Below are 23638 nucleotides of genomic sequence, written 5' to 3'. Positions count from 1 at the left end.
CGCCTTACAGGTGCTAGAGCCCGTCCACTTTAATCCGGGTCATAGCCGCAGGCAGCGAAGTAATTTTCGCATTCTTGGGCGGTGAAGATGTTGACGATTTCGCCAACCGTGTTCCATAGACCTTCTATGGAGCGCTCGGCCTTTGCCCTGAGCATTGCCTTCAGCTTGGCAAAGGCGTTCTCGATTGATGGGATGGATGGCTCCTGCTCCCGGCGTCGCATTGCGCCATAGTCGGGAAGTCATCATCCCGTATAAGAGGAGCCATCCATGTCCGAGCTTGCCACAGTCGGTATCGATCTCGCAAAGAGCGTCTTTCAGATCCATGGTGTAGACGAGAGTGGACAAGTTCTCGTGCGCCGCCAGCTTCGCCGCGGCCAATTGCTCGCGTTTTTCCAGAAGCGTCCACGATGCCTGATCGGCATGGAGGCTTGCGCAGGTTCTCATGACTGGGGCCGCAGGCTTCAGGAGATGGGGCATGACGTTCGGCTGATGCCGCCGTCCTATGTGAAGCCTTACGTGAAGAGGCAGAAGAACGACGGCAACGATGCCGAGGCGATCTGTACGGCTGTGCGTCAACCCCACATTCCGCTGGTGCCTAAGAAAAGCGTTGAGCAACAGGATATCCAGGCTCTACACCGCGCCCGCCAGCGTCTTGTGAACCACCGAACGGCCCTGGTCAGCCAGATGCGCGGGCTGCTGCTTGATCGTGGCATTGCCTTTGCCAAGTCGATTACCCGGGTGAGACGCATGATTCCGGAGATACTCGCACGCGCCGACTCCGGCCTCTCGACTATGGCCCGTGAGACCATTGCCGAGCTCTGGGATTTCTTCTGCGATCTCGAACGCCGCATCGAGCATTTCGACAAGAAAATCGAAGCCGTCTTCAAATCGAGCGAGCCCTGTCAGCGTGTCGCCAGGATCAAAGGCGTTGGGCCCAAAACGGCAACAGCGATTGTCGCGGCGGTCGGCGATGGTTCGGACTTCAGGAATGGGCGCCACATGGCGGCCTGGCTTGGATTAGTACCGCGCCAGTTCTCGAGCGGTGATAAGGCGGTGCTTATGGGCATCTCTAAACGAGGAAGCCAGCATTTGCGCAGCCTATTGGTTCACGGCGCGCGTGCCGTCGTGAGAACGGCACCCAATAAAAATGATCCCATCAGCCAATGGGCCAACCAGCTTCGGGAGCGACGCGGGTTCAACCGCGCAACGGTTGCCATCGCCAACAAGAATGCACGGATAATCTGGGCCGTGCTTCGAACGGGCGATCAATACCGCGCCGCCGCCTGAAGAACCGAACCAGTTTGCGAGTAGACGGAGAAATGGACTGCACTGATCGAGCCGACGCGCGACGAGCCTGACTATTATCGAGGCCCTTGAGGCCTACCAGCTGTAGAGGTGCGCGTGTGCGGATTTCCCATTTGGGCGCTCTGGACAACCAGCTGACGCCGGATAGATGTTTGCAACTGATCCACGCAGAACGTTTCAATGCCGCTTGCAAAGGGAGAGCCGTCCATAGAGATAGTATGTCTGCTCGCTGACCGCGATCCGGCGGCAGGCTTCAGCCGTGCTCGCTCCCTGCGACAGCACAATCTCAACTTCACGCAGCTTGCCAATAATCTCTTCCGGCTTGTGCTTCTTGCTCGGCATTCAATGTCCCTTTCGTGGTCCAGACTATCATAGTCTCTGGGCCACTCAGCGGGGGGCAGATCAGGTCGCAAGGCCGGTGATGATCGTTTCCCTGTCACCGGAGGAAGTGAAGCGATAGATTTCGTCGCGAGAATATGACGCGACATATATCGAACCGTCCTTATCGATGGTCAGACCGGAAGGGCCGGAAAGCCCCTCGGCGAAAGTCGTTCGGGAGCCGTCGGGCGCTATGCGGGAGACACGGCCCGCCCCCCATTCGGCGATAAAGAGATTTCTATTGGCGTCGAACGCCATACCCACCGGCGAACTGAAGCCGGTCCAAAGGCGCACGGGCTCGGCAGCATTGGCTTTCGTGACGATGCCGGAGACCATGGCGGCTGCGGCGATAAGAGTGAGATGTGACAACATGGTGCGACGATTGAACATTATCTTTTCCTTATCTGTTCAGGATGTCGGGTGTCGGTCGAAGACTGTCTTCGCTGCGTTGAGACCGTTGATCGCTGCGGGGAAGCCGGCATAGACCGCCATCTGCATGACAATCTCGATGATCTCTTGCTGTGAGAGGCCGACGTTCAGACCCGCCGCAATGTGAACTTCTAGTTGCGGGCGTGCATTTCCGAGTGCTGTAAGCGCGGCAATCGTCGCAATTTCCCGCGGGCGAAGGTCAAGGCCGGGTCGCGCATAGATGTCGCCAAACGGAAATTCGATGAGGTAGCGCGCGAAATCGGGCGAGATCTCCTTCAGGCTCTCCACGACGGCATGACCATCTCTCCCATCAATCGCGGACAGTCTTTCCAGGCCGATGGCATAGCGATCACGCACCGCGCCAGCTTGAGGGACAGGATTGTCTCCGGTCTGTGCCGTTGCTGTGGACGCGAGAGCAGACGAGCCCACGGCGAGCACCCCAAGGCTCCCCAGGGCGGTTCTACGTGTCAGATGCGAGGTCTCAACCTGCGACTCTGCAAGAGCGCTGGCTTCCGCGGGCGTTTCCTGACGTTCTGAATTGCTCACACTACCTCCATGACACCGGCGTTGAGCCAGTTGCGCGATTGATTGAAATGCACCTATTTGATCATCGTTGCCTTGCGATAAATCCAATTCATTATTAGTATTTCCGTCATGAAGACGGTTCATCTCGCCAGCATCGACCTCAATCTGCTCGTCGTCTTCGACGCGCTGGTTGCGGAAGGGCACGCCACGCGCGCCGCCGAACGGATCGGATTGACCCAGCCGGCGGTCAGCCACGCGCTCAACCGCCTGCGGGCTTTGTTCGGTGATCCGCTCTTTGTTCGTTCACCGCGCGGCATGGTGGCGACACCGCTGGCGCAGGACATCGCTCCCGGTGTGCGGTCCATTCTCGAACAGGTGGAAGGCATCCTGCTCGGCGGTCGCACCTTCGATCCGGCATCGAGCACGCGGCAATTCACGCTTGGGCTATCCGACTACGCAGCCTTCGTGCTGCTGCCACGCCTCACCGCGCGCCTCGATCGGGAAGCGCCGGGCGTTTCCCTTGTCGTTCGCAACACCAGTCGCAGCGTCGGGCTTCCCATGCTGGAAGATGGTGGGGCCGAACTGATCGCGGGCAACTTCCCAGACCCACCCACGCATATGCGCGAAGAACTGCTCTATGAGGAGGACTTCATCTGCGCCGGTCGGGGCGATCATTCCGGCCTCGACGGGATGGTCGATCTCGACCGCTATCTTTCGCTTCGGCACCTTCAGGTCTCGATGAAGGGCAATCCGCGAGGCTATGTCGATGCCGTGCTCGCCGAAAAGGGCCTGAAGCGCAATGTCGCCGTGACGGTCGGCCATTTCCTGATGGCTCCGATGCTGGTCGATGCTTCCGATCTGGTGGCGACGGAACCCCGTCGATTGTTCGCACCGCTCGCCGGGCGGCTGCCGCTCCGGCTCTTTCCGCCGCCTCTCGACATTCCCACATTCCGGGTGGTGCAGACTTGGCACGCTCGACATGATGCCGATCCAGGGCATCAATGGCTGCGGCGCGTGCTGCGCGAAGTGGGGCAATGGGCGTAACGCTTAAAGCCCCAATCCCCTTTGCCGCCCCAGTTGCCACGACACGGAGCCACCCTGCACGACGCCCATGACCTCGCGGCCGAGATGGCGGTCGATGACCGGCCGCCACGGGACGAGGGTGAACTCGTGGCTCTGCTCCACGATGGCGAACTTGCCGCTAGATAGCTGGACAGTCCCGGTGAACTTGCCGCTGATCTTCTCGCCGTCCGCCGCCGCCCGGAATGGCAGCGCTTTGTTTTCGGCCATCTCCGCGCCGACGTGGGCCACCTCCCGCTCGCGCAGCGTGGCGAGGAGGCTGCGCCGGTAGAAGATGCGGCCATCCCTTGATCGGGTGGCGTCCCCCTGTTCGATATGATGCTCGCGGCGCTGGTCCATGGCCTCCCGCACCTGTAGGCCGAACCCGGCCGGAGCGAGATCCGATGCGTCGGGCGATACCAGCCGGCGGTCGAGCCAGGTCGCCCCAACGGACCCGATCTGGCTTTCCAGATTGAAGGCCGAGATGATGCGGATGCTGGCCTGCCGATTGCGGCCTGCATCATAGGCAGCGGCTCGGCTCTCGAAATCCTCTGGGACGCGCCATTGATCGGCGTCGATCCTCTCGGTGATGCCGGCGCGGCGCAACGCCTCCAGCCGGCGCACATGAGCATTGACATAGCCCTCATAGTCGCCGCCGGGAACGCGGCCCTCGAACTTCGCCTGCTCCAGATGGCGGCTCGGCCGATAGAAGCCATCCTCGGCGATGGCGGCGATCGTTCGGTCAGACGGTCGTTGCGTGGTTTCGGCCGGGCCGATCTCGATGACGCTGCCAATCCGGGCGTCCTCAACGCGGGCCGGGTCGATGCCGGGGACATGGTGGGTGCGGCCGTCGATGCCGTCCACCACGACGGTCAGGTTCTCGCCCATCTCGTCGGTCAGATATTTGTCAACGACGCGACCAACGATCGGCGTCTCGGGCGGCCCGTCATGGATATGGAAGGTCATCGGGTCACGCTCCAGGCCATCGGCCTTCAGCGCCTTGTGCATGTTGCGGATGATGTCGCCGCGCTCGCCCAGCTCGCGCAGGGTCGGTTCCATCCGCTCGCTCAACTCCCAAACGCCGGGTGCATGTTCGGTGACGAGGCCCATCTGCTCAAGTTTGCCCAGGCGGCGCAGGCGCAGCGTCCGGTCAAACGGGCGACGCGGATCGTCGGGTTCATGGCGCAGGTCGAGGAACCGTTCATCGGCTTCCTCAGTCATCGTCCGGTCAATGCGGGTGAAGCGGTCCTGATCGACTTCGGCCGAGAGCTTGCGGTTCTGCTCGATCTCGGTGACGGGGCCAAGCTCCAGCGTGGTCAACTCGCTCGCCCGCTCGCGAATGCCGTTGGCGAGATAGTCGCCGTTGATGACCAGATTCTCTCCCAGGTCATCCTTGCCGCGCACGATGACATGCACATGGGGATGGCCGGTGTTGTAGTGGTTGACCGCGACCCAATCGAGCTGGGTGCCGAGGTCGGTTTCGATATGGCGCAAGAGGTCGCGGGTGTGCGCCTTCAGGTCGGTCAGGTCAGCCCCGTCTTCCGGCGAGAGGATGAACCGAAACTGGTGCCGATCCTCCCTGCCGCGATCGAGGAAGGCATCGCCATCGGCGCGATCCTCGGTGGCGGAATAAAGCGGGCCGCGCTCGCCGTCGCGCGAGGTTCCGTCGCGCTGGATGTAGCGCAGATGGGCGGCGGCCTTGCCGTTCTTGCCGGCGCTCTGGACATAACGGGTCTTGACGACGACGCGGCGCATACCGGAAGTGCTGTGCTTCCAGCCGCCGGACAGGGTGCGGGCGAGGACGAAGGACGCGCCACGTCCGCGCCGCACGCCGGGACCGCCGGGCGCGCGCGGGGCCTTGCCGCCCCCCATGCTCCCCTTGGCGGCCGACTTCGCCGACACGCGCGGCGAATATTTGGGATGGGTGTTGCTGTGCTGGCGGGCGAGCTTCTTCGCCTGGGTGAGAAAGCTCTTGGCCTTGCCGAGCTTCGGCGCATCGGAACGGATGCGGCCCGGCCTGGGCCGGAAGCGGTTCTCGTCGTCGGCGCTCATGGACGCGCCACCGGCCGAAATCCAAGAAAATCGGGCAATCTGCGGCCATGGTGCCGGACGAAATCCAGCAAATCCAAGGCTTTGCGCAAAATCGCGGCTCGCGCGTTCCAAAAACAGGGTGCCGCTCGCGGCTCCCCTAACCAGTGTGCAGACAATAACAATTTCCAGAACATTGGCGACGTGGTGCCATGTTCCTTTATCTTGCCCTCCGCACTTCCTGCCCTTCCTGCCCGGAATCCAGCCAGGCGAAACCCCGCATGACTGGACACCGGAACGGCTCGCGCCGACTGTGGGAACGCACCCCTCATGGCGCTCCCCCGCCATCGGCGCGAGCCACGAAAATTCTGCCGGTTGACGGCTCCGTGTCGGCGGCATCGCGCACCGGAACGGTCGCGCGAGTGTCGCTGGACTGCACTTCGGATGACGGCGCGGCGACGGTCCGCGTGTCGGCCGAGCGTGTGACGAACAGCGGAGCGTCGCGCCAGTCGGGCGGCGGTGGCGGTGCTGTTGCGGGTGTTTCAGTGCCGACCGGGCCGCCGATCACCGGCGCGATGGCGGCGACATAGGCGCGGGTCTCGGCGGGCAATCTCCGGCCGGTCGCGCGATGTTCGTCGTAGCGGCCGGGACCGGCATTGTAGGCCGCGAGCGTTGCCGCGACATTGCCGTAGCGATCCCACATTTCGCGCAGGTAAGCCGCGCCCGCCATGATGTTGTCGCGTGGGTCGTAAGGATCGCGGCCGAGGCCATGACGGACGCGCAGGCCCGCCCAGGTATCGGGCATGACCTGCATCAATCCCATGGCTCCGGCCGACGAGATCGCGCGCACGTCGCCCGCGCTCTCGACGCGCAGCACGGCGCGAATCCAGTGCTCGGGAATACCGAAGCGCTGCGAGGCTTCGGTGATGAAGCCGGCATAGGGATCGGCAGGATTCGCGCGCGTGACGGGTGCGGCCTGCGCCGATAAGGCGACCGGACAGGCTGCGACCGCGAGCACGCCAGCCAGCAGCAGACCGGCATATCGCGTGATCTCCCTGCCTCCGTTCGACCTCCAGTCTGCCAGCGTGCTCGCTGCGGTCAAGGGCAAGGCGCGAGCGCCGGCCAGAGGCCGCCCCTGACCTTCGCTGCGCGCGCCGGCCGTCCGGTGGCCGAGCGGGACGACGGGATGAGACGGCTTTTCCGCGAACAACGGGATGAGGGTTTTGAACGCGGGGATGACGCGGGATCGCATGGCTTTCAGCCCCGCCCGCCGCGCGGCTTCGGGCGGCTCCAGTGCAGCGACCAGGCTGTCTTGTCGTTGCTGTTCTGGAAGAGGTTGGCGCGGATCGGCTGCGGCAAAGCGGGATCGTCGATCATCAGCGAAATGTAGTCGCCGGCCTTTTCGCCGACCTCCTTCCAGCCTGCACCGACCTCCGGGCCGTCCTCGGCGCCGTGGTGGACGCGATAGGCGGGCGCGTTCTCCGCATCCGATGGTTCGGCAGGAACGATGGTCAGCTCGCGGTAAAGGGTGAGCGTATGAACACGGCCAACGAAGGTTTCGTTTTCGACGGTGAATTGACCGATCTGGGGCATGACAATCTCCTTGGCGGTGAGGTTGGAAACACCATCGGCGGGCACCGCTCCCGCTGATGGGAAAGCGGTCATTGCGTCGGCGCACGCCATTCGTAGCGGCCGTCGCCTTCCTCATCGGTCCAGAGCGGCAGCGCCCGACCGATGACGGAACTTGCGGGGATGGGTCCGAAGTAGCGGCCGTCGAGGCTGTCGCGGACTTCCCAATTCATGAGGAAGATTTCACCGTCGCCGATGACGCGGCAGCCCTGCCAGACGGGCAGATCGCGGCCGATCCGGTCGCGCTCCAGCGCCTCCCCCATCTCGACGCCATCGACGGTGATGGTGCTGCCGGTGCGGCAAACCCGCTGTCCCGGCAGGCCGAGGACGCGCTTCAGGAGCGGCACGCCGCGCCCGACATAGCCGCGCTCGATCATGAAGGCGGCGAGCGGTTCGGGCGGCATAACGGCGACCAGCTCGGGCACCCCGATGCGGTCAGCCGGCTCGATGGTGTAGAAGCCGATGGGCGCGCTGGCCGTGGCGTTCCAGATCAGTTTCGTGGGCGTCGGGATGAACGCCGCGATGGCGACGCCCATCGCCGCGAAATACGTCACCATGACGTAGCCGAACCGCGTCATGGCTCGATCCTCCGACGATGGAGCCAGGCGGCATGACGTTCCGGCGTGTAATCGCGTGGCTCCAGACCGGCGATAAGGCGGTTGTGGACATGCCGCCAGTGATCCGGCGCGGCGTCGGCCGGATCGAGGCCGAGTGCTTCCACCGCGTCTATGGCGACAAGCGCGCGCTGCACTTTCGCCCAGCTATCGAGGCGCAGCAGGATGTCGCCTCCGGGGCGCACGAAGGGCAGCGTCTGGAAGGGTTCGCCGCGGCGAACCGCGCGCACGATGTCGATGCGTGAAATCACGGTGCCGTGTTCGCCGGCCGCCCAGCGGACGAAGGCGAAGACGCTCTCCGGCGCGAAGCCGACGATACTGCGGCGGCGGTCGATGATCTGTTCGTAGCTCTTGCGGCCGAACCGTATCCAGCGCTCGACCTTGCGCTTGTCGAAGGTCAGTTCGACCAATGTGGTGAAGGGCGCAGGCCCGTCCGGCAGCGGACGGCCGTGCATGCGGCGGGCCGCGTTGCCGGTCATATCGGATCTCCTTCGGTGGATGGAAATTCGCGGGCGAGCAGGTCGCGCAGCATGTCGGCGACGGTGATGCCGCGCCGGAAGGCGGCGACCTTGATGCGCCCGCGCAGTTCCGGCGTGATGTCGATGGTCAGGCGGGCGGTGAATGCTTCGCCGGCGGCCTTGCTGGCAGGCGGCATGTCCGCCGCCTTGATCCAGCTTTCAAGATCGCCCGGCCGGGACGCGAAGCCGGGTTTGCGGGTACGTCCGGTCATGGTTCGATCCCTCCGACCCGCAGCCGGTCGATCTCGGATGCGAGGCGGCCGGACTGCGCAGCATCGGCGAAGACGACACGCTGGCCGATGGCGGTGGCGAGCAAGGGCGGGTCGTGGTCGGCAAGCGTCTCGGCCGTCTCGCGGGCGATGACGGTGCGCGCGCCGCAACGGTTGAGCACGAAACGGGCGGCGAGGTCGGGCCGGTAGATGCGCGCCTCCTTCAGAAGCGCCAGCATCTCGGCCGAGGCCCAACCGTCGAAGGGGGACGGCTGCACCGGGATCAGCACCAGGTCGGCGGCGAGCAGCGCCGAGCGCATCAGAGCGGCGACGCGGGGTGGCCCGTCTATGACGACGTGATCGGCGTCACGGACCAGTTCCGGGGCTTCCCGGTGCAAGGTGTCACGGGCCAGGCCGATGGTGCTGAACAGCCTTGGCAGGCCCTCATGGCTGCGCGTCTGCGACCAGTCGAGCGCGGAGCCTTGCGGATCGGCGTCGATCAGGATGACGCGCTGACCCCGCTGCGCCCAGGCTCCGGCGAGATGCAGCGCCAGCGTGGTCTTGCCGACGCCGCCCTTCTGGTTGAGAAGCGCGACGATCATGGCGCACCTCGTCGGCTGGAAGCAGCACGACTATCGGCACTGGCACCGGCACCACGGATCGCGTGCGCGCGCGTCAAAGAAGAAGAGTTAGATTCTTTGTTAGATTCTTCTATAGAGTCCGGCGCGAGATTTGCGCCTAATGTCCCGATACTGCGTGCGCCTAATGTCCCGATAGGATTCACATGGTTATCCACAGGCACTGTGGATAGATTTTCGGGCAGAAACCGCAGCAGTTCGCGCCCATCTTCCCATTCACTCTGGAGCAGGTATCCGGGCAGCGATTGGCGGGCTGCAATCCGGCGCAGGTCGAGCGCGAAATCGGACGGCCGCGCCGCACTGCCGGATTTCTTGTGAAGGTGGGAAACCTCGAACGCCCAGCCCTCAGGCTGGCGTCCGGCGTGCTTGCGGGCGACGCGGTAGAGCCAGCGCTCGATGCCGCCGGTCAGCCGGAAATAGGCCGGGTCGATGGTCAGGACCAGCGAGCGGTCGATGACGCTGTTGTAGAACCATTCGGGCAGGACGAACTCCATGCCCTCCACCCGGCCGGAGTGGGTGGTCATTTCCTCCCATTCGTTGATCCATGAGAATTGCCGCCGCCGCCAATGCTTGCCGTTACGGATGGTGGTGGCGATGACGGTCGACTGCAGGCGCGCCAGCGCGGCCTTGAGCAACAGATAGTCGCGGTTTCCGGTGGCTCGCCCGATCGAGCGCAAAAGCTGATAGGGCATGAAACGGAAGAACCGCGACGTGGCGATGCCGTTGTTCTCGGCCGCCACGATCTGGCTTGCGGCCCAGATCAGCACATCAGCATCCCAGATCGTCGCCATGCCATGTTCGGGCATGGCGAAGACCTGCACCTCGACATCGGCGGCCCGGTAGAGGATCGGCGTGGTGCGCGGTCGCTTCGCCAGCGAGAAGAACGGCCGCTCCATCAAATCGCGCTGGTCGCGCGGAGCGGCGTCGCCGGTCGCCACGATGAACGGGTCCAGGCGAGTGCGCTCGCTATCTTCGTTCGGCGGCGCGGGTCTGGGATCGTCGTCGCGCAGCATTTACAGTTCGTCCCGCTCTTTTGGCGTCAGCGGGCGGGCGGCGAAGACCGTGCCGGCGTTCTTGTCGCTGGTGGATTTGCGGGTGCCGATCGCGCTCCACGCCTCCAGATCGCGGACGGCGTAGAGGACGCGGCCTCCGACCTTGCGGTAGGTCGGACCGGTGCCATAGGTGCGATGCTTCTCAAGGGTGCGGATGGACAGGCCGAGGAAGCGCGCGGCTTCTTTTGTGCGCAGCAAGCGCGGCGGCAGGTCCGCATTGGGGCGGATGGCCATGGAATCTCTCTCCGGTTCGTCAGACAGGCGGCTGTCGCAGCGACAGCGGGCTGTGGCGGACGATGGCGAGGGATCGGCGGCCTGTAGCGTGCCGCAGTTGCGCCTATGCGCTGGCGGCACCCCCCTGACGTGTGATCGTCAGCCGGAAAAGGCGAGAGATTTCAGCGGTTCAATGCCTGTCGCACAGAATTGCCAAAGACATTCGCGCGCGGTTCGGCTAAGAATACAGGCGGAGCAGACGCGCTGCTCTGGGGCGTAGTAACCCCTGTTGGCGGTTGGTGCCGGCCGTGACGGCACCACACTCCTTGACCCTATGGTCGGGGAGCCTGTGGCGTATGCAACAGGCTTTCCAGCTAAAGGCCATGGGGCCGTCCAACACGGTTACTAACTCCCCGATCACCAGGAGTCAGAGAGTTTTGTTTGCGGGGGCGCACCGCAAGCCATCGCTCTCCCAGGATGAAGGGGAATGACGATGCGGGTTCCGGTCGAACTTGATCCCGATGTGGATGACATCGCGCCGACAGGAGACGAGATCACCACCTATGACGAGCGGCATTTCGTGACCTATATGCGCCTTCTCGACGCCAAGGCCGAAGATGCGGACTGGAAGGAAGTGGCGCAGATCGTACTGCACCGTGATCCGAGCTTTGAAGAACTGCGGACCTATCGATGCTGGCAAAGCCACCTCGAACGCGCGCAGTGGCTTTCACGCGAAGGCTACAAGCGGATACTCGAACAGGCGGCTGCGAACAAAGCCTGAAGATGACGGCTGTATTCATCTCGCTTCCTGTCGCGGGTTTTGGGAGTTTTGCGACGCAGTATTTAGCCGCTCGACGGCTGGCGGTGTCGGAATTATCTATAATTCATGACAGACGCTAAAGACGACACAATCGCGGTGCGGATCAGCAAGGCGCTTGCCGAGCGCATCATTTCGGGCGCGCTCGAACCGGGTTCCCGGCTGGGCCAGGATCATATTGCCGAAGAATTTGGCGCGAGCCATGTGCCGGTGCGCGAGGCGTTCCGGCGTCTGGAATCGCAGGGGCTGGTGGTCAGCGCGCCACGCCGGGGCGTTCGGGTCGCCGGTTTCAGCATGGATGAAATCAAGGAAGTGGCGGAGATGCGCGCCGCCCTTGAGGTGCTCGCTTTGCGCCATGCCGCGCCGCATCTGACCAAGGCGATACTGGATCAGGCCGAGGACGCCACCAGGGCGGGCGACAAGGCCGGCGACGTGCAGGCGTGGGAAGAAGCAAACCGCGCCTTTCATCGGCTGATCCTGACGCCTTGCGCCATGCCCCGACTCCTGAAGGCGATTGACGATCTGCATACGGCCAGCGCCCGCTTTCTGTTCTCCGGCTGGCGGGCGGAATGGGAAGCGCCGACCGACCGCGATCATCGGGCCATCCTCGATGCGTTGCGGGCGGGGCAGGTAGAAGCTGCCGCCTCGGTGCTGGCCCGCCATGTCCAATGGGTAGGAAAGAAGCCGGGACCATCGCCATCCTTGCCGGCAACGGGGGCGCGCTGACGCTGCCGTGTGGGTCGGCTCTTGCCTTGTCATCAATTCCGTGGACTAATTAGCGATAGAATCTAGAAATTATAGATAATATCGCAAAGGAGCGCCCATGACCGTCCTATCCGCCGCACAACCAACCCTCATCGGCCGCCTCTGGCCGCAAACCGCTGGCAACAGCATGGCGCGCGCCGCTGCCCTCATCCTGATCGGCAGTGCCCTTATGGCGATCGCCGCTCATATTCAGGTGCCGTTCTGGCCGGTAAAGCTCTCCATGCAGAGTTTCGTCGCCATCGTCATCGGCATGGCCTACGGCGCTCGGCTCGGCGGGGCGACCATTCTTGCCTACATTGTCGAAGGTGCTCTCGGCCTGCCTGTTTTCCAGAGCGGGGCGGGCATTGCCTACATGGCGGGACCGACCGGCGGCTATCTGCTCGGATTCTTCCTTGCCGCTGTCGTCGCAGGCTATTTTGCCGAACGCGGCGCGCTGAACCGCTTGCCGACCGCCCTTGGCGCGATCCTGCTGGCGACCGTGGCCGTCTATGTGCCGGGCATCGCTTGGCTGGCTGTCCTGTTCGGTGCGGAAAAGAGCATCGCGTTTGGCCTGACGCCGTTTATTCTCGGTGACATTCTCAAGATCGTTCTGGCGCTGGTGCTCGTGCCGGCTATCCGGCGCGTCATGCGCTAAGACGATCCGGCCCCGCGCAATGCGGGGCCGTCTCCTATGCTGCAAGCCGTTGGCGCTCCTGCACTTCTCATCCTGATCTGGTCGACCGGCTTCATTGCCGCGCGCGCCGTCGCGCCCCATGCAGACCCGAATCTGTTCCTGACCTTCCGCTTCCTGATCGCTGTCGTCGGCTTCACCATTCTGGTGCGCAATGTGCCGTGGCCGGAAAGGTAAGCAGTTCGTCGGGCATCTTCTTGCCGGCATGGTGATGAACGGCGTCTATCTCGGGGCGAGCTGGTGGGCGGTCGCCAACGGCCTCGCGGCTGGCGTGATGGCGCTCATCGGCGCGCTGCAACCGCTGTTCACCGCCTTGATTGTCGTCCTCATCCTGCGCGGTCCTATCAGTCGTAGGACGGTGTTGGGACTGGTGATCGGCTTTGCGGGCGTTGCGCTCGTGCTGTCGCCACGTCTGGCCGGTGTCGGCATCGAGGGGCTGCCGGCGCTTCCCATCGCGCTCGGGCTGTTCAGCATCCTTGCCCTGACGGTCGGGACGATGGTGCAAAAGTCGTCGCTGGCGACCGCCGATCTACGCGCGGCCGGCGCGGTCCAGCATCTTGGCGCTGCCATCGTGGCCGGGACGCTCGCGATCACAGTTGGCACCTTGCAATGGGACAACGCACCGGCGCTCTGGTTCGCCCTGATCTGGTCGGCGGGTGCGCTCTCCCTCGGCGGCACGGCCCTGTTCGTCTGGATGATCCGGCATGGCGACGTGACCCGGATCACGGCGCTTATGCTGCTGGTGCCGCCCGCTGCGGCCCTGCAAGCCTATGTCTTCTTTGGTGAGACGCTGACCGCCGCGCAGCTCGCCGGCTTCGTCGTCACGCTAGCGGGTGTTTCCATGGTGCAGGGTGTGCGGTTGTCGCGAAAATCCTGATTTTCGCATCAGGACAGGCCAGCGCTGAATTTACAGGGAAAAACCTGTCGCAAATGTCTCGTGCAAAAGTCGAGGTTTTGCGACAGATATTTACGACACTTCGCGGCGAGGATTCCGGGCCGCCGCGCTCCCTGTTTGGGAGTCAGAAAGCGCGCGACATGGCTTGCAGCAGTTTGCGTTTGATTGCCCCTCAACGCTTGTCAGGCTTGATTGGGTAGTGAAGCAGCATCCGATACCCGCCCCGCATCATCCTGACGCCGTGCGCGACCAGGCGGCGAGCCTTGTTCTTGCTTGGGTCGCCCTCGAAATCCTCTTTCGTTCCCTGAAATCCAAGCAGGACTTCAGCAATGGTGCGGTAACTCTCGCCGCGCAGTCGCGCATCCAGCGCGCGCAGGGACAGGATGTGCCATTGCCGGAGCTGTTCGGGCAGAATGCCGATGGGCGGCCCCGGCGAGCGCCGCGTCAGGGATCGCCAGAGGCGACGCGCCGCATGGACGCGAAGCTCCAGAAACGAATCCATCGGCAAGGTCACGGCATAGAAGGCTGCGGCGTCAGGCACCGCGTCCGGCAGCCAGAATTGGTGTGCGATGTCGCCGACCTGCCAGACGCCATGCCAGCCATCGGCCGCGCGGCGCAGATCGAGACCATCGAGATGGGCGAGAGCGACCAGCAGCTCGGTTTCCGCGGCCTCCTGTTCAACAGGCGACAGCATGACCGCCTGCGGCTGAAGGCGCGGAGACCAAAATGGGGGCTGGCGATCAGGCGATGCGTCGGGGTCGCTTGGGAAATCGCAACCCCCAGCGCTGCGCGAAGCGCTCCAATTGCCTTTCACCGAGCCGTCCGGTCAGGGTGATGATCTGGAAATCATGACGATATTCGTCGTTGCGACGAAGATATTCCCAGGCGAAACCGGCGGCAGGTAGAGACTTGGTGTGCGCGTAAGCCGCCGGAGCACGCCAGTCGATGCTAAGCATGGCGCTACCTCCGAATTTCGGGGCCGTCCAAGAGAGACCCGAACTGGAAGCCTGCGGGATTTCGGGAAGCGGCTGTAGCTGCACCAAACATATAACTGGTGTCAGTAACTCGATATATTATTTGGTTATTTTTGTCTTAAACGTGCTTATCTGGATTCGCGAGCCGGGCATAGCCCGGCGAGCGGCGGCCGTGTTTCGGGTATGGCCGCGCCGCCGATCCGCTGCGCCGGATCGGCGCAAAAATCTAGGAACCTAAAAGCCGGAAAACCGTAGAGCCGGTTTTCCGGCTCTACGGTTTGGCGGTCATCGGGTCTTGAGGCGCTGCATCCCCTCGGCAAGCGTCCAAAGGGCGCGATTAAGGGTCACGTTCTGGTCGATGCCGTTGATGGGGCGTGTCTGGCTGCGACGGATGCGGCCTTCGGCGTTGCGCCGCTGTCCGTGCAATCCGCCGCGTATCATGTTCTCCTGAATGGTGTTGTAGGTCATCCAGAGGTTTTGTCCGGCATCCTCGCGGCGGCGCGGCTGGATGATCTGATCCGGGCGGATCGGGCTTTCTTCCTTGCCATAGCGGGCGACAAGGCTGGCCTCGGCCAGAACGCGGCGCTCATCTTCACCAAGCTGGATTTCCTTCATGGTTTCGCTGGCGTCTATCAGCCGGGGGAAGTCCTCCGCGACGGTATAGACGCCTTCGATAATGTCATGCTGGATATTGCCCTTGTGGGGAACGCGCACGTCATCGAACCGCTCTCCCGCCACAAGGCTGTTGGTGCAGACGAAACGGAGCATTCCCGCAAACATCTGGTAGCTGCTCGTTCCGTCGTGCGAATTGACGATGATGACTTCCGCCGCCTCCTCCTTGCCGATGCCGTCATCCCGGCGCAGGCGCAGCATATGCTTGGCGTGGCCGTGGCGGCTGCCGTCGCGCGGAACCGACTGCACGGCGAAAAACGGGAACCATCCTTCCCGGCGCAGCCCCTCCACGATGTCGATGGTGGGGACATAGACGTAACGCTCCGACCGGCTGTCATGGGCCTCGCGGGCGAAGATGGACGGGACATGCCGATAAAGCGCCTCATTGTCGAGCGCTTCGCGCCCGCTGATCTGATGGCTGTTGCGGCCGAACCGGGTAGCAAGGTGATGATAGGTCATGATCTTGATCCTTATGGGTCTGGGTTGGAGCGCAGCGCTGCGCTGCAACCCTGGCCGTCGCCGAGACCGGGGGGTGCAAGGCGCAAGGGCGGACGGGCGGAGGGGGATCACCCGGCCTGCACGAAGCGGATCGAAGTCATGACGAAGGTGCGGAAGCACATACCCGCGCGGAAGGCTGGGGATACCGCCCGGCCGCCCTTGTGCCGCGCCAGGGGGCAGCGCCCCCAAGCAAACCGCCCGGCCGGAGCAAAGCGGAGGCCGGGGAGAAGATCCGATCAGGATACGCAAAACCTGAAAGCTGGAGAGATGTGTTTCCTGATCTCCCTATTTGCGGAAAATTCAGCAGTAACGAGATGAAGCGTTGCGAATCAGATAAGTTTGTGCTTATCTGTTGGTATGATCGAGAACGAGATTTTCAAAGCTCTGGCCGACCCGACTCGCCGCGCGATCTTCGAGAAGCTGGCGAGCGGCAGCATGAACGCCAGCGCTCTGCGTGACGGCATGGACATCAGCCAACCGGCCATGTCCCAGCACCTTTCCGTCCTGCGCAGTGCGCGGCTGGTCCGCGAAGAACGGCGGGGGCGCTTCGTGAACTACGAGGTCGATCCAGACGGCCTCGCGCTGATAGCCGGGTGGCTGGCGAAGTATCGGGCTTACTGGCCAGCCCGGATTGATGCGTTGAAGGCTTTACTAAAGGACATGGACCAATGAGCGAGACGGAGGCCGAAAGGCAGGAAAAAGATCTGGTGCTTGAATGCGAACTCGACGCTCCTCCGGAAAAAGTCTGGCGGGCGATCAGTATTCCCGCCTTTCGGGATAAATGGCTGCCCGGGCAGGAACTGGCGGATGCCGCGCCGATCTCCACGGCACCGGGCGAGGAAGTCAGCTACAGGATGCGGGACGATGAGCCGCCCTTCCTTATGAGCATCGTTACATTTCAGGTCAGGCCCGACGCCAACGGCGGCACGATACTCAGGATCGTTCACGGTCTGACTGATACGAGGCTGGCTCCGAAGATTCCGCCAGCGGCGAACAGCAATGCGTCGTTGATGATGCTGGCTGCCTGACGCTTTAGCCAGCCACCTTAAATCCTAACCTACAGGAGTTCGCCCATGCGCGAAGCGATGCAACTCGTCCCTATGGTCATCGAGCAATCCAGCCGTGGAGAACGCTCTTTCGACATCTATTCCCGTCTTCTCCGCGAGAGGATCATTTTCCTGAACGGCGAGGTCAACGACACCGTTTCCGCGCTCGTCTGCGCGCAGTTGCTGTTCCTGGAAGCCGAGCATCCCAAAAGGCCGATTCAACTCTATATCAATTCCCCCGGTGGCGTCGTCACCAGCGGCCTCGCCATGTATGACACCATGCGATACATCCGAGCACCGGTTCATACGCTCTGCATGGGAACAGCCCGCTCAATGGGGTCTTTCCTGCTTATGGCAGGCCAACCCGGCGAGCGCGCCGCATTACCGAACGCCAGCATTCTCATTCATCAACCGTCAGGCGGCTTCCAAGGACAGGCATCGGACATGCTGATCCATGCCGAAGAAATCCTGAAAACCAAGCAGCGCATGACCCGACTCTATGCCCAACATTGCAAACGCTCCTATGAGGATTTTGAGCAAGGGATGGACCGCGACCGCTTTATGACCGCTGAGGAAGCGCTTGAATGGGGTCTGATTGATCGCATCCTGACGGAACGCGACATCGTTTCAGCACCAGAAATCACCGCATGACCGCGCGTTGGGGAACTCGCGCGGCAGCCGACGCGATAACCGTCACTTCCTGACCGAAGTATGGGCGATGAGGAGGCGGATTCACAAGAGCACCGATTCGACTCAACCAACCACATTGCTTCGCGGGCGTATTCCTATGACCGCATTGATTCAAACTCTCGCGGTTGCCGAGTATCTCAGCTTTCACCGCGCCGCCCTGGCGCTCGGCGTCAGCCAGTCGAGCGTCAGCACTCGGATCAAGACACTAGAGAAAGACCTTGGCATCATTCTCTTCGACCGCAACACGCGCGGGGTACGCCTTACCGAAGCCGGACGCCGTTTCGTCGATCAGGTCGAAGACGCCATCGGCATCCTTGATCGCGCCATCCAGACCGCCGGGATGCAGGGGCGCGGCGAGGACGGAGAGCTTCGCATCGGCCTCCATGCGCTCACGCCCGGCTGCTGCCTCGACCGGCTGCTGGAGCGCTTCCACGCCGACCATCCGGGCGTCGGCCTGCACATCACCGAAGGCACCGCGCGCGACGCGCAACTCATGGTGCGCGAAAGCAGGCTCGATCTCGCTTTCATGGCCCGCACCCACGAAATCCCCGATCTAAATTCCCGCGTGATCTGGCGCGACCGCCTGATGGTGGCGTTGCCGGCAGGGCATGCATTGACCGCAATGCAGGATGTCGAATGGCGGCAGCTTGCGGGTGAAACCTTCCTTGTCCGCCATGGCGGCACCGGCCCGCAGGTCCACGATCTGATCGTGCTGCGCTCGGCCGGAAAATGGCCGACGCCAACAATCCGCCGCGTCGATGTCGGACGTAGCGCGCTGCTGTCGATGATCGCGGCCGGGCATGGCGTCTCGATTTTCGTCGAGGAAGGCGCTGCGGCGAACACCGCCAATGTCGCCTTTCTGCCGATCCGCGACGAGCCGGAAACCATCCCCTTTTCGGCCGTGTGGTCGCCGCGAAATCAGAGTCAGCCTCTCCGCAACCTGCTGGCTCTTGCGAGCCTGGTACTTCGCCAACCGGATGGCTGAGCCCCAAGCGGGCCATTCTCCTTTGTTCATGGCGAAGCCAGGGGGCAGCGCCCCCAAGCAATCCGCCCGGCCAGAGCAAAGCGGAGGACGGGGAGAAGATCCAATCGGGATACGCAAATCCTGAAAACCGGAAAGCCGTGTATCCTGATCTCCTTGTTTCCTGAAAGACGGCGGAGATGAGCAAAAAGAAGCCCCGCTCGGTTGAGCGGGGCAATTCCGGGGGGCCGGTCTTAGTCGCCGTTGCGGCGGGACCAGATGAGGTTGTGGGACTTTCCGTCCTCGGCTTCGACCAGGCTGGCGTAGATCGGTGCGGGGAAGCTCGGATCGTCCAGCTTGACGGAGAGGTATTCGCGCTGTGTCTCGCGGGCGGTCTTCCTCCAGGCCGCGCCGAACTCGGTAGCGCCGGCGAAGATGCGGAAGTCGGGGCCGCGCTCGCTGTCGGCCTCGCTGAGGACGAACTTGGCCTTGACGTTGAGGGTCAGGGTCTTGACCGCGCCGGTGAAGCCCGCGCCGTTCTCGTTCTGGGTGAAGGTGCCGATGGTCGCCATTGTCGTATTCCTTTTCCTGTCGGGCCGCACCATTGCGACCTCGATGGTGGTCGTGAGACCGGGGACGATCGGCCCCGCACCCCTCGGGGCTGGAACAACGTGGAAGGCGGCCGACGACGGCTTTTTTGGTTCGCGATGCAAAGCCGAAGGCGGCGGAAAAAAGTTGGCGACGGACGTTGCGGGAAGACGAGCGAGGCGAAGCCGGTCTTCGGTCAGACCGTGCCAATCGAGGACGCGAATGGAGCGCCCGTTTCAGGAAATCGCGGGAATACGGCAATGGCGGCCGTCCTGCGCCTCGCCGGGATCGGGGACGCTGCGCCGGTCGCCTTGGGTGCGGTCCTTTCCACCCTGACCCTCAACGTCAAGGCCAAGTTCGTATGATACCAACGGGGCGTCGGCGGGCACGGCTTCGTCTGACCTTCGCCGGTGCTGGCGTGCTCGGTGTGGCCGGAAAACCGTTTGCGGGGCGACACGCACTCCCTCGCCAAGCGGATGATCCGAGCTTTCTGGCGCTGATCCGCCCCGCCCGTCGAAGCGGACGGAAAGCCTAACGTCATCATGGGGCTGCCGTGGCGACAGTGACCGGCTCCCGAGACCGCCTCACCAACCGGATGGGAGCTTCCCGCGAAATGTCCGCCGCCACCCCTTGCGTTATGGGATTGAAGCCGAATGGCGGAAACGCGCCCTTGGCGTGGTTCCGGCGCAGCCGAAAGCCCGGCCCGGAGGGCAACGCCCAATTCTGTGACGTTCAACAGCATTCGTCATGGATTCGGGGGCGAGGCTTTTTCCAGCCGTGCAACGGCCTTGGCGTCGGAAGCCTCTTTGTGCAGCGCGTCCCAATCGTCGGGGGGATTGCCGTCATCCAGCATCCCCTTGAAGACCTTATAGGCATCCGTTTTGGAGCCGTAGGTCCGCAAGCTGTTTTCGTCGTTCACCCAGGCGAAGATGATGACCTTGCTGGTGCTGCTGTAGCGGAAAAAGAGCCGGAAACGACCATTGCCGAACTTGGCGCGAAACCAGTGCTTGCGGTCATCGCCAAGAGTCGCGCCTTGCCGATAGATGGATGCTGTCGGGTCCGATGGCACATTGACGGTGACGAGCTGGACCAAGGACGCAAGCAACTTGGCGTCGGCGGATTTCTGATAATCGTCCGGTTTCTTCGCCTTGAGCGCGTCGACCGCCTCGATCAGCTTTTCCCACTGATCGAGAAAGAGAGGGTGTGCGAGGACCGTCCAGCCATTGATCGTCGGCATGTCAGATCGAAACGTCCCCCTTGATCTCGGCATCGAGATCGACCGTCATGCCCGCCGTCAGGGTAACAGCCCGGTCGAGCAAGGATTGCGGGAACGGAAGAACAGACTTCTCGGGGTGCTTCGCCATGTCCCGCGCGAGAAATTCGAGAAAGCGATCGATCACGGGATCGGCGGTTTCTTCAATCTCGGCCTTCTGGACATAGACGCGATGCTGCTCATCAATGAGAAAGGCAATGCGTCCACCATAGTCAACGCCCAGCGCCTGCCGAACGGACTTCGGCACGGTGGTCTGTCCCTTGGCGGTGATGGTGCTTTCTTCTTTCAGCAGCGCTCCCATGGCGGGCCTCCATAAATCGGTCGAGTGGAATGTAAGGAATATTCCTTATCATGTCAAGATTGGCCGTCGCCTTGGTCTGCCAGTCGGTTCCAAGCCCTTATCTCGCGGGCTGGCCGACACCGTTAACCAGCCGCGCCAAGGCAGAGAAGCCGACGAATCCGCCGCCAGCGATACAGAAGATTTGCCGCCAGATGTCGGACGGGACGGCTTCCTTGGTGACGCCATAGACCAGAGCATAGCCCGCGACGGCGGCGGGCGCTGCGAAGATCAGCGCGACGATCAGGCGGATGACAGGCGAACGGATCGTCTCGAACAGCCCGGCCAGAATGCCAAAGGCGGCACCCGCCGAGAACAGGCCGACGAGTCCCGCACCGATCAGGCCAGCGCCGGTCTCGTAGGCGAATTGTGCCGCGGCCAGTCCTACGAAAAAGGGCAGCGCATAGACGGCGAGATTGTAGGCGAGGACGCAGAGAAGCACGACCAGCGCAACGCTCATGAACATGACGGCGACCATGATGTTTCACCTTTGCTGACGGCACCGCCTTTCGTGCAATCGCCATGATGGCCGCTGCACGTTCCGATATGTGCCGATGTGTTCCTGTTCTGTCGAGGTCATCCGGCCGCGCGGGGAAGCCGCGCGGCCGGATTTTTCCGGGTGGCAGGCCGGGACCGCTGATGCGATCCCGGCCCATCCTTCATTCCGCCGCCACGGCGAAAGGCTCGTCCTCCATGGCGGGAGCTTCCGGCTGCTCGTCCACCGCCAGCCATGCGGGCCGCTCGGTGCGCAGGATCGGCGGGAGCCAGCCGGTTCCGGCCAGAAGCTGTTCAGCCGCTTCCGCCATTTCCGGCTTCTTCTTGTCCGCGATGCGTTCCGCCGCCTCGTCGCCAAGCGCCTCCCGCACGGCGTCAAGGATATGGGCCTTGGTGACGCGCCCGAAATAGGCCCGAACGGTCGGCGTCCAATGCGCCGTCATGTCGAGCGCAACCGCCGTCGCCAACCTGTCCGCCGTTGCATGGGCGTGACGCTTGTTCTGCTCCCATGGCAGCTTGAGGGCGTTGACGGTCTGCGCGGCGCAATGGGCGAACAGCGCCATGACGCTGGCATGGTCCAGACCGGCGATGAAGCCCCAAAGATCGGCCACGTCGCGGGGCATGTCCGCCGCCCATCCGGCATGACGATCCGCCAGCGCCTTCGCCGCCGCCGTGTCCTCGATGCCGTCCGCATGTCCGCCAAGGCTGGCGCTGATCGGGCGGATTTCGAGGGCGTGGGCATCCCCTCCACCGCGATAGAAGGTCTGCGCGGCAAGGGCATGGATAACGGCGATCAAGGCCATGTCCGGCTGCTCGCCAAGGGCGAGACGCAAGGCAAGGGTGCGATGGGCGGTCAGGTCGCGGATGAGCGAGTCCGACAGGGGCTTGCCGTCTTCCTCCGCTTCCTCGTCCTCGGCGTCGAGCGCGGAAATGTGGTTCCCGTCCTCGTCATATTCGCCGTCTTCCCCGATGATTTCGCCATCGGCGTTGACGCGCACCCCGTCGATGATGGTGCCGCCGTCTGCGCTTTCGGCTTCCTCCGGCTCCGGGGCCTCGTCCTCGGCACGGATGAAACCGCGCTCGATGCGGGCTTCCCCATCATGGTTCAGAACCACGAAAACGCCGCCTCGCGTGATCTCGTCTGGATCGTAGGCATAGCGCAGCCCGTCGATCCGCTCGATCTCGGCTTCAAGCTCCGCAAGACGCTGATCCACTTCGGGCGGGAGGTCCGCATCTGCGTCCTGCCATTCCGCTGACAGGCGCTCAAGTTCCTCCTGCGCGGCTTCGTAGGCGGCTTCCTGTTCCTCGGAAAGCTCCACCGGCTGCGGATAGGTGCGGCGCATGCCGTGGGCGTGAGGCCAGTCGATATAGGCCGAAGCCCATTTCCACCCTTCTGCCTCCTGAACCTCGGCGGCGGTCCTTTCCAGCTTGTCCAGCGCAAGCCGGTCCAGCAGCGCGGCATCCTCGTAGAAGCCGCCGCGATCCTCGGTGAACAGGTCGCGGATGATGTTGCCGCCCGCCTCGGTATAGACTTCCGCGCCGACGAACACCGCCCGCCGATCCGAAGCCGCCACATTGCAGGCGGTCAGGTCGCGGCGGATGATCCACGGCTCGCGATTATGGGACAGGTTTTCAAAAACCTGCTCCTGCCGGTCGTGGTCGTCGGTGATGGCGAACGCCTGCAACTGGTCCATGGTCAGCCCGCCATCGCGGTAAACCTGAATCAGCTTGGGGCTGACAGCGCCGAGGCGAAGCCGCTGCTTCACCACATGCGCGGACTTACCGAACCGGGCCGCGATTTCCTCCGCGCCCCATCCGCGATTTTCCGAAAGCTCGCGGAAGCGTTCAAATTCATCGGCGGGATGCAGGTTCTCGCGGTTGACGTTCTCATCAAGGCTGATCTCTGCCGCGTCGTTCGCGGTGTCGATAACGCAGCGGATCGGCTCGGTCTTCTTGATCTCCTTGCGCTTGACGCGCAGAAGCTGCGCCAGCCTGCGGCCTTCTCCGACGCTGACCAGATAGAAGCCGGTTGGCTCCCCCTCCGCGTTCGCTTCCGGCTCCACCACAAGGTTTTGCAGCATCCCCTTGGCGGCGATGCTCGCCGCTTTCCCCTCGATAGACGCCTCGCTATGCGGGGTCTTGCGGGCATTCTTCGGGTGCTTCTTGAGCTTGTTGAGCGGGATGAAAACCGTTTCGCCATGTTCGGCAACGGTCGTGATCTGTGCATTGGTCGTCATGGTCTTTTTCCTCATTGGTCTGGGTTGGAGCGCAGCGCTGCGCTGCAACCCTGGCCGTCGCCGAGACCGGGGGGTGCAAGGCGCAAGGGCGGACGGGCGGAGGGGGATCACCCGGCCTGCACA

General features: G+C 63.2%; 30 protein-coding genes and 2 pseudogenes. 11 read left to right on the top strand and 21 right to left on the bottom strand.

Going from position 1 to position 23638, the window contains the following annotated elements; all coding sequences use genetic code 11:
• Positions 1-29: 29 nt before the first annotated feature.
• A pseudogene (locus CRO48_RS07265) lies at positions 30-200 on the bottom strand (IS630 family transposase); the annotation flags it as partial.
• Positions 201-267: 67 nt separating this feature from the next.
• On the opposite strand from CRO48_RS07265, the gene CRO48_RS07260 reads away from it, so the two are divergent.
• Complete coding sequence (locus tag CRO48_RS07260) at positions 268-1287, top strand: IS110 family RNA-guided transposase (protein WP_097137732.1); 1020 nt, start codon at positions 268-270, stop codon at positions 1285-1287.
• A 231-nt stretch (positions 1288-1518) separates the two neighbouring features.
• On the opposite strand, the pseudogene CRO48_RS31590 reads toward CRO48_RS07260, so the two are convergent.
• From CRO48_RS31590 to CRO48_RS32840, 3 genes and pseudogenes are all read right to left on the bottom strand, one after another.
• A pseudogene (locus tag CRO48_RS31590) lies at positions 1519-1647 on the bottom strand (IS3 family transposase); the annotation flags it as partial.
• Positions 1648-1707: 60 nt separating this feature from the next.
• Complete coding sequence (locus CRO48_RS07255; protein ID WP_097137729.1) at positions 1708-2073, bottom strand: hypothetical protein; 366 nt, start codon at positions 2071-2073, stop codon at positions 1708-1710.
• Between the two features lie 18 nt (positions 2074-2091).
• On the bottom strand, positions 2092-2469 hold the full coding sequence (locus tag CRO48_RS32840; protein ID WP_097137727.1) for a carboxymuconolactone decarboxylase family protein: 378 nt from the start codon (positions 2467-2469) through the stop codon (positions 2092-2094).
• A gap of 297 nt (positions 2470-2766) precedes the next feature.
• Between CRO48_RS32840 and CRO48_RS07245 the strand changes: the two genes are divergently transcribed.
• Complete coding sequence (locus tag CRO48_RS07245) at positions 2767-3681, top strand: LysR family transcriptional regulator (RefSeq protein ID WP_025292323.1); 915 nt, start codon at positions 2767-2769, stop codon at positions 3679-3681.
• 3 nt (positions 3682-3684) lie between these two features.
• On the opposite strand, the gene CRO48_RS32090 is transcribed toward CRO48_RS07245, so the two are convergent.
• The 9 genes from CRO48_RS32090 to CRO48_RS07200 all read right to left on the bottom strand — a co-directional run bounded on the left by CRO48_RS32090 (position 3685) and on the right by CRO48_RS07200 (position 10618).
• Positions 3685-4917 carry a DUF3363 domain-containing protein gene (locus tag CRO48_RS32090; protein ID WP_084718246.1) on the bottom strand — a complete coding sequence of 411 codons (1233 nt, stop codon included), beginning with the start codon at positions 4915-4917 and terminating at the stop codon, positions 3685-3687.
• Positions 4918-6052: 1135 nt separating this feature from the next.
• Positions 6053-6976 carry a lytic transglycosylase domain-containing protein gene (locus CRO48_RS07235; RefSeq protein WP_025292325.1) on the bottom strand — a complete coding sequence of 308 codons (924 nt, stop codon included), beginning with the start codon at positions 6974-6976 and terminating at the stop codon, positions 6053-6055.
• A gap of 5 nt (positions 6977-6981) precedes the next feature.
• A complete protein-coding gene (locus CRO48_RS07230) occupies positions 6982-7317 on the bottom strand; it encodes a DUF736 domain-containing protein (RefSeq protein WP_025292326.1) in 336 nt (111 codons plus the stop codon).
• Positions 7318-7385: 68 nt separating this feature from the next.
• Positions 7386-7931 carry a S26 family signal peptidase gene (locus tag CRO48_RS07225; protein ID WP_025292327.1) on the bottom strand — a complete coding sequence of 182 codons (546 nt, stop codon included), beginning with the start codon at positions 7929-7931 and terminating at the stop codon, positions 7386-7388.
• Complete coding sequence (locus CRO48_RS07220) at positions 7928-8446, bottom strand: DUF2840 domain-containing protein (protein WP_025292328.1); 519 nt, start codon at positions 8444-8446, stop codon at positions 7928-7930. Before CRO48_RS07220 ends, CRO48_RS07225 begins: the two co-directional genes overlap by 4 nt.
• Positions 8443-8697, bottom strand: a complete 255-nt coding sequence (locus CRO48_RS07215; protein WP_025292329.1) for a hypothetical protein — start codon at positions 8695-8697, stop codon at positions 8443-8445. The genes CRO48_RS07220 and CRO48_RS07215 overlap by 4 nt, the downstream gene beginning before the upstream one ends.
• Positions 8694-9296 (bottom strand): ParA family partition ATPase, encoded by a 603-nt coding sequence (gene parA / locus CRO48_RS07210; RefSeq protein WP_097137725.1) that lies wholly within the window; start codon positions 9294-9296, stop codon positions 8694-8696. The genes CRO48_RS07215 and parA overlap by 4 nt, the downstream gene beginning before the upstream one ends.
• Positions 9293-10345: a replication initiator protein A gene (locus CRO48_RS07205; RefSeq protein WP_025292331.1), complete on the bottom strand. Its 1053-nt coding sequence runs from the start codon at positions 10343-10345 to the stop codon at positions 9293-9295. Before CRO48_RS07205 ends, parA begins: the two co-directional genes overlap by 4 nt.
• Positions 10346-10618 (bottom strand): helix-turn-helix transcriptional regulator, encoded by a 273-nt coding sequence (locus CRO48_RS07200; RefSeq protein WP_025292332.1) that lies wholly within the window; start codon positions 10616-10618, stop codon positions 10346-10348. It lies immediately after the preceding gene.
• A 472-nt stretch (positions 10619-11090) separates the two neighbouring features.
• On the opposite strand from CRO48_RS07200, the gene CRO48_RS07195 reads away from it, so the two are divergent.
• From CRO48_RS07195 to CRO48_RS07180, 5 genes are all read left to right on the top strand, one after another.
• Complete coding sequence (locus tag CRO48_RS07195) at positions 11091-11378, top strand: hypothetical protein (RefSeq protein WP_025292333.1); 288 nt, start codon at positions 11091-11093, stop codon at positions 11376-11378.
• 105 nt (positions 11379-11483) lie between these two features.
• Entirely contained in the window at positions 11484-12140 is a 657-nt protein-coding gene (locus CRO48_RS07190; protein WP_097137723.1) for a GntR family transcriptional regulator, read from the top strand.
• Positions 12141-12237: 97 nt separating this feature from the next.
• Positions 12238-12813, top strand: coding sequence for a biotin transporter BioY (locus CRO48_RS07185; protein WP_039996549.1), 576 nt, complete (start codon positions 12238-12240; stop codon positions 12811-12813).
• A gap of 36 nt (positions 12814-12849) precedes the next feature.
• Positions 12850-13026: a hypothetical protein gene (locus CRO48_RS32640; RefSeq protein ID WP_210201980.1), complete on the top strand. Its 177-nt coding sequence runs from the start codon at positions 12850-12852 to the stop codon at positions 13024-13026.
• Between the two features lie 34 nt (positions 13027-13060).
• Positions 13061-13726, top strand: a complete 666-nt coding sequence (locus CRO48_RS07180) for a DMT family transporter (protein ID WP_210201979.1) — start codon at positions 13061-13063, stop codon at positions 13724-13726.
• Between the two features lie 190 nt (positions 13727-13916).
• On the opposite strand, the gene CRO48_RS07175 is transcribed toward CRO48_RS07180, so the two are convergent.
• From CRO48_RS07175 to CRO48_RS07165, 3 genes are all read right to left on the bottom strand, one after another.
• The gene (locus CRO48_RS07175) at positions 13917-14438 is read right to left on the bottom strand and encodes a DUF2285 domain-containing protein (RefSeq protein ID WP_025292336.1); all 522 of its coding nucleotides are present in this window, start codon (positions 14436-14438) and stop codon (positions 13917-13919) included.
• A 46-nt stretch (positions 14439-14484) separates the two neighbouring features.
• Positions 14485-14700, bottom strand: a complete 216-nt coding sequence (locus CRO48_RS07170; RefSeq protein WP_084717725.1) for a transcriptional regulator domain-containing protein — start codon at positions 14698-14700, stop codon at positions 14485-14487.
• A 303-nt stretch (positions 14701-15003) separates the two neighbouring features.
• Positions 15004-15849 (bottom strand): DUF932 domain-containing protein, encoded by an 846-nt coding sequence (locus CRO48_RS07165; RefSeq protein WP_097137721.1) that lies wholly within the window; start codon positions 15847-15849, stop codon positions 15004-15006.
• A gap of 396 nt (positions 15850-16245) precedes the next feature.
• Between CRO48_RS07165 and CRO48_RS07160 the strand changes: the two genes are divergently transcribed.
• The 4 genes from CRO48_RS07160 to CRO48_RS07145 all read left to right on the top strand — a co-directional run bounded on the left by CRO48_RS07160 (position 16246) and on the right by CRO48_RS07145 (position 18609).
• On the top strand, positions 16246-16560 hold the full coding sequence (locus tag CRO48_RS07160) for an ArsR/SmtB family transcription factor (protein WP_025292337.1): 315 nt from the start codon (positions 16246-16248) through the stop codon (positions 16558-16560).
• Positions 16557-16916, top strand: coding sequence for an SRPBCC family protein (locus CRO48_RS07155; RefSeq protein WP_097137719.1), 360 nt, complete (start codon positions 16557-16559; stop codon positions 16914-16916). The genes CRO48_RS07160 and CRO48_RS07155 overlap by 4 nt, the downstream gene beginning before the upstream one ends.
• Positions 16917-16961: 45 nt before the next feature.
• The gene (locus CRO48_RS07150) at positions 16962-17585 is read left to right on the top strand and encodes an ATP-dependent Clp protease proteolytic subunit (RefSeq protein WP_025292341.1); all 624 of its coding nucleotides are present in this window, start codon (positions 16962-16964) and stop codon (positions 17583-17585) included.
• Positions 17586-17721: 136 nt separating this feature from the next.
• The gene (locus CRO48_RS07145) at positions 17722-18609 is read left to right on the top strand and encodes a LysR family transcriptional regulator (RefSeq protein WP_025292342.1); all 888 of its coding nucleotides are present in this window, start codon (positions 17722-17724) and stop codon (positions 18607-18609) included.
• Between the two features lie 230 nt (positions 18610-18839).
• Here the strand turns inward: CRO48_RS07145 and CRO48_RS07140 are convergent, their stop codons facing one another.
• The 5 genes from CRO48_RS07140 to CRO48_RS07120 all read right to left on the bottom strand — a co-directional run bounded on the left by CRO48_RS07140 (position 18840) and on the right by CRO48_RS07120 (position 23515).
• Positions 18840-19157, bottom strand: a complete 318-nt coding sequence (locus tag CRO48_RS07140) for a DUF736 domain-containing protein (RefSeq protein ID WP_025292343.1) — start codon at positions 19155-19157, stop codon at positions 18840-18842.
• A 761-nt stretch (positions 19158-19918) separates the two neighbouring features.
• Positions 19919-20410 (bottom strand): type II toxin-antitoxin system YhaV family toxin, encoded by a 492-nt coding sequence (locus tag CRO48_RS07135; protein WP_025292344.1) that lies wholly within the window; start codon positions 20408-20410, stop codon positions 19919-19921.
• Position 20411: 1 nt separating this feature from the next.
• Positions 20412-20747, bottom strand: coding sequence for a type II toxin-antitoxin system PrlF family antitoxin (locus tag CRO48_RS07130; RefSeq protein ID WP_025292345.1), 336 nt, complete (start codon positions 20745-20747; stop codon positions 20412-20414).
• Positions 20748-20844: 97 nt separating this feature from the next.
• Entirely contained in the window at positions 20845-21261 is a 417-nt protein-coding gene (locus tag CRO48_RS07125; protein WP_025292346.1) for a hypothetical protein, read from the bottom strand.
• A gap of 181 nt (positions 21262-21442) precedes the next feature.
• Entirely contained in the window at positions 21443-23515 is a 2073-nt protein-coding gene (locus CRO48_RS07120) for a ParB/RepB/Spo0J family partition protein (protein WP_097137716.1), read from the bottom strand.
• Positions 23516-23638: the final 123 nt, after the last annotated feature.

The organism is Rhizobium subbaraonis (assembly GCF_900220975.1).
Taxonomy (GTDB): domain Bacteria; phylum Pseudomonadota; class Alphaproteobacteria; order Rhizobiales; family Rhizobiaceae; genus Mycoplana; species Mycoplana subbaraonis.
Note: the sequence above shows the minus strand (reverse complement) of the source record. Positions and strands in the feature narration are given on the sequence as shown.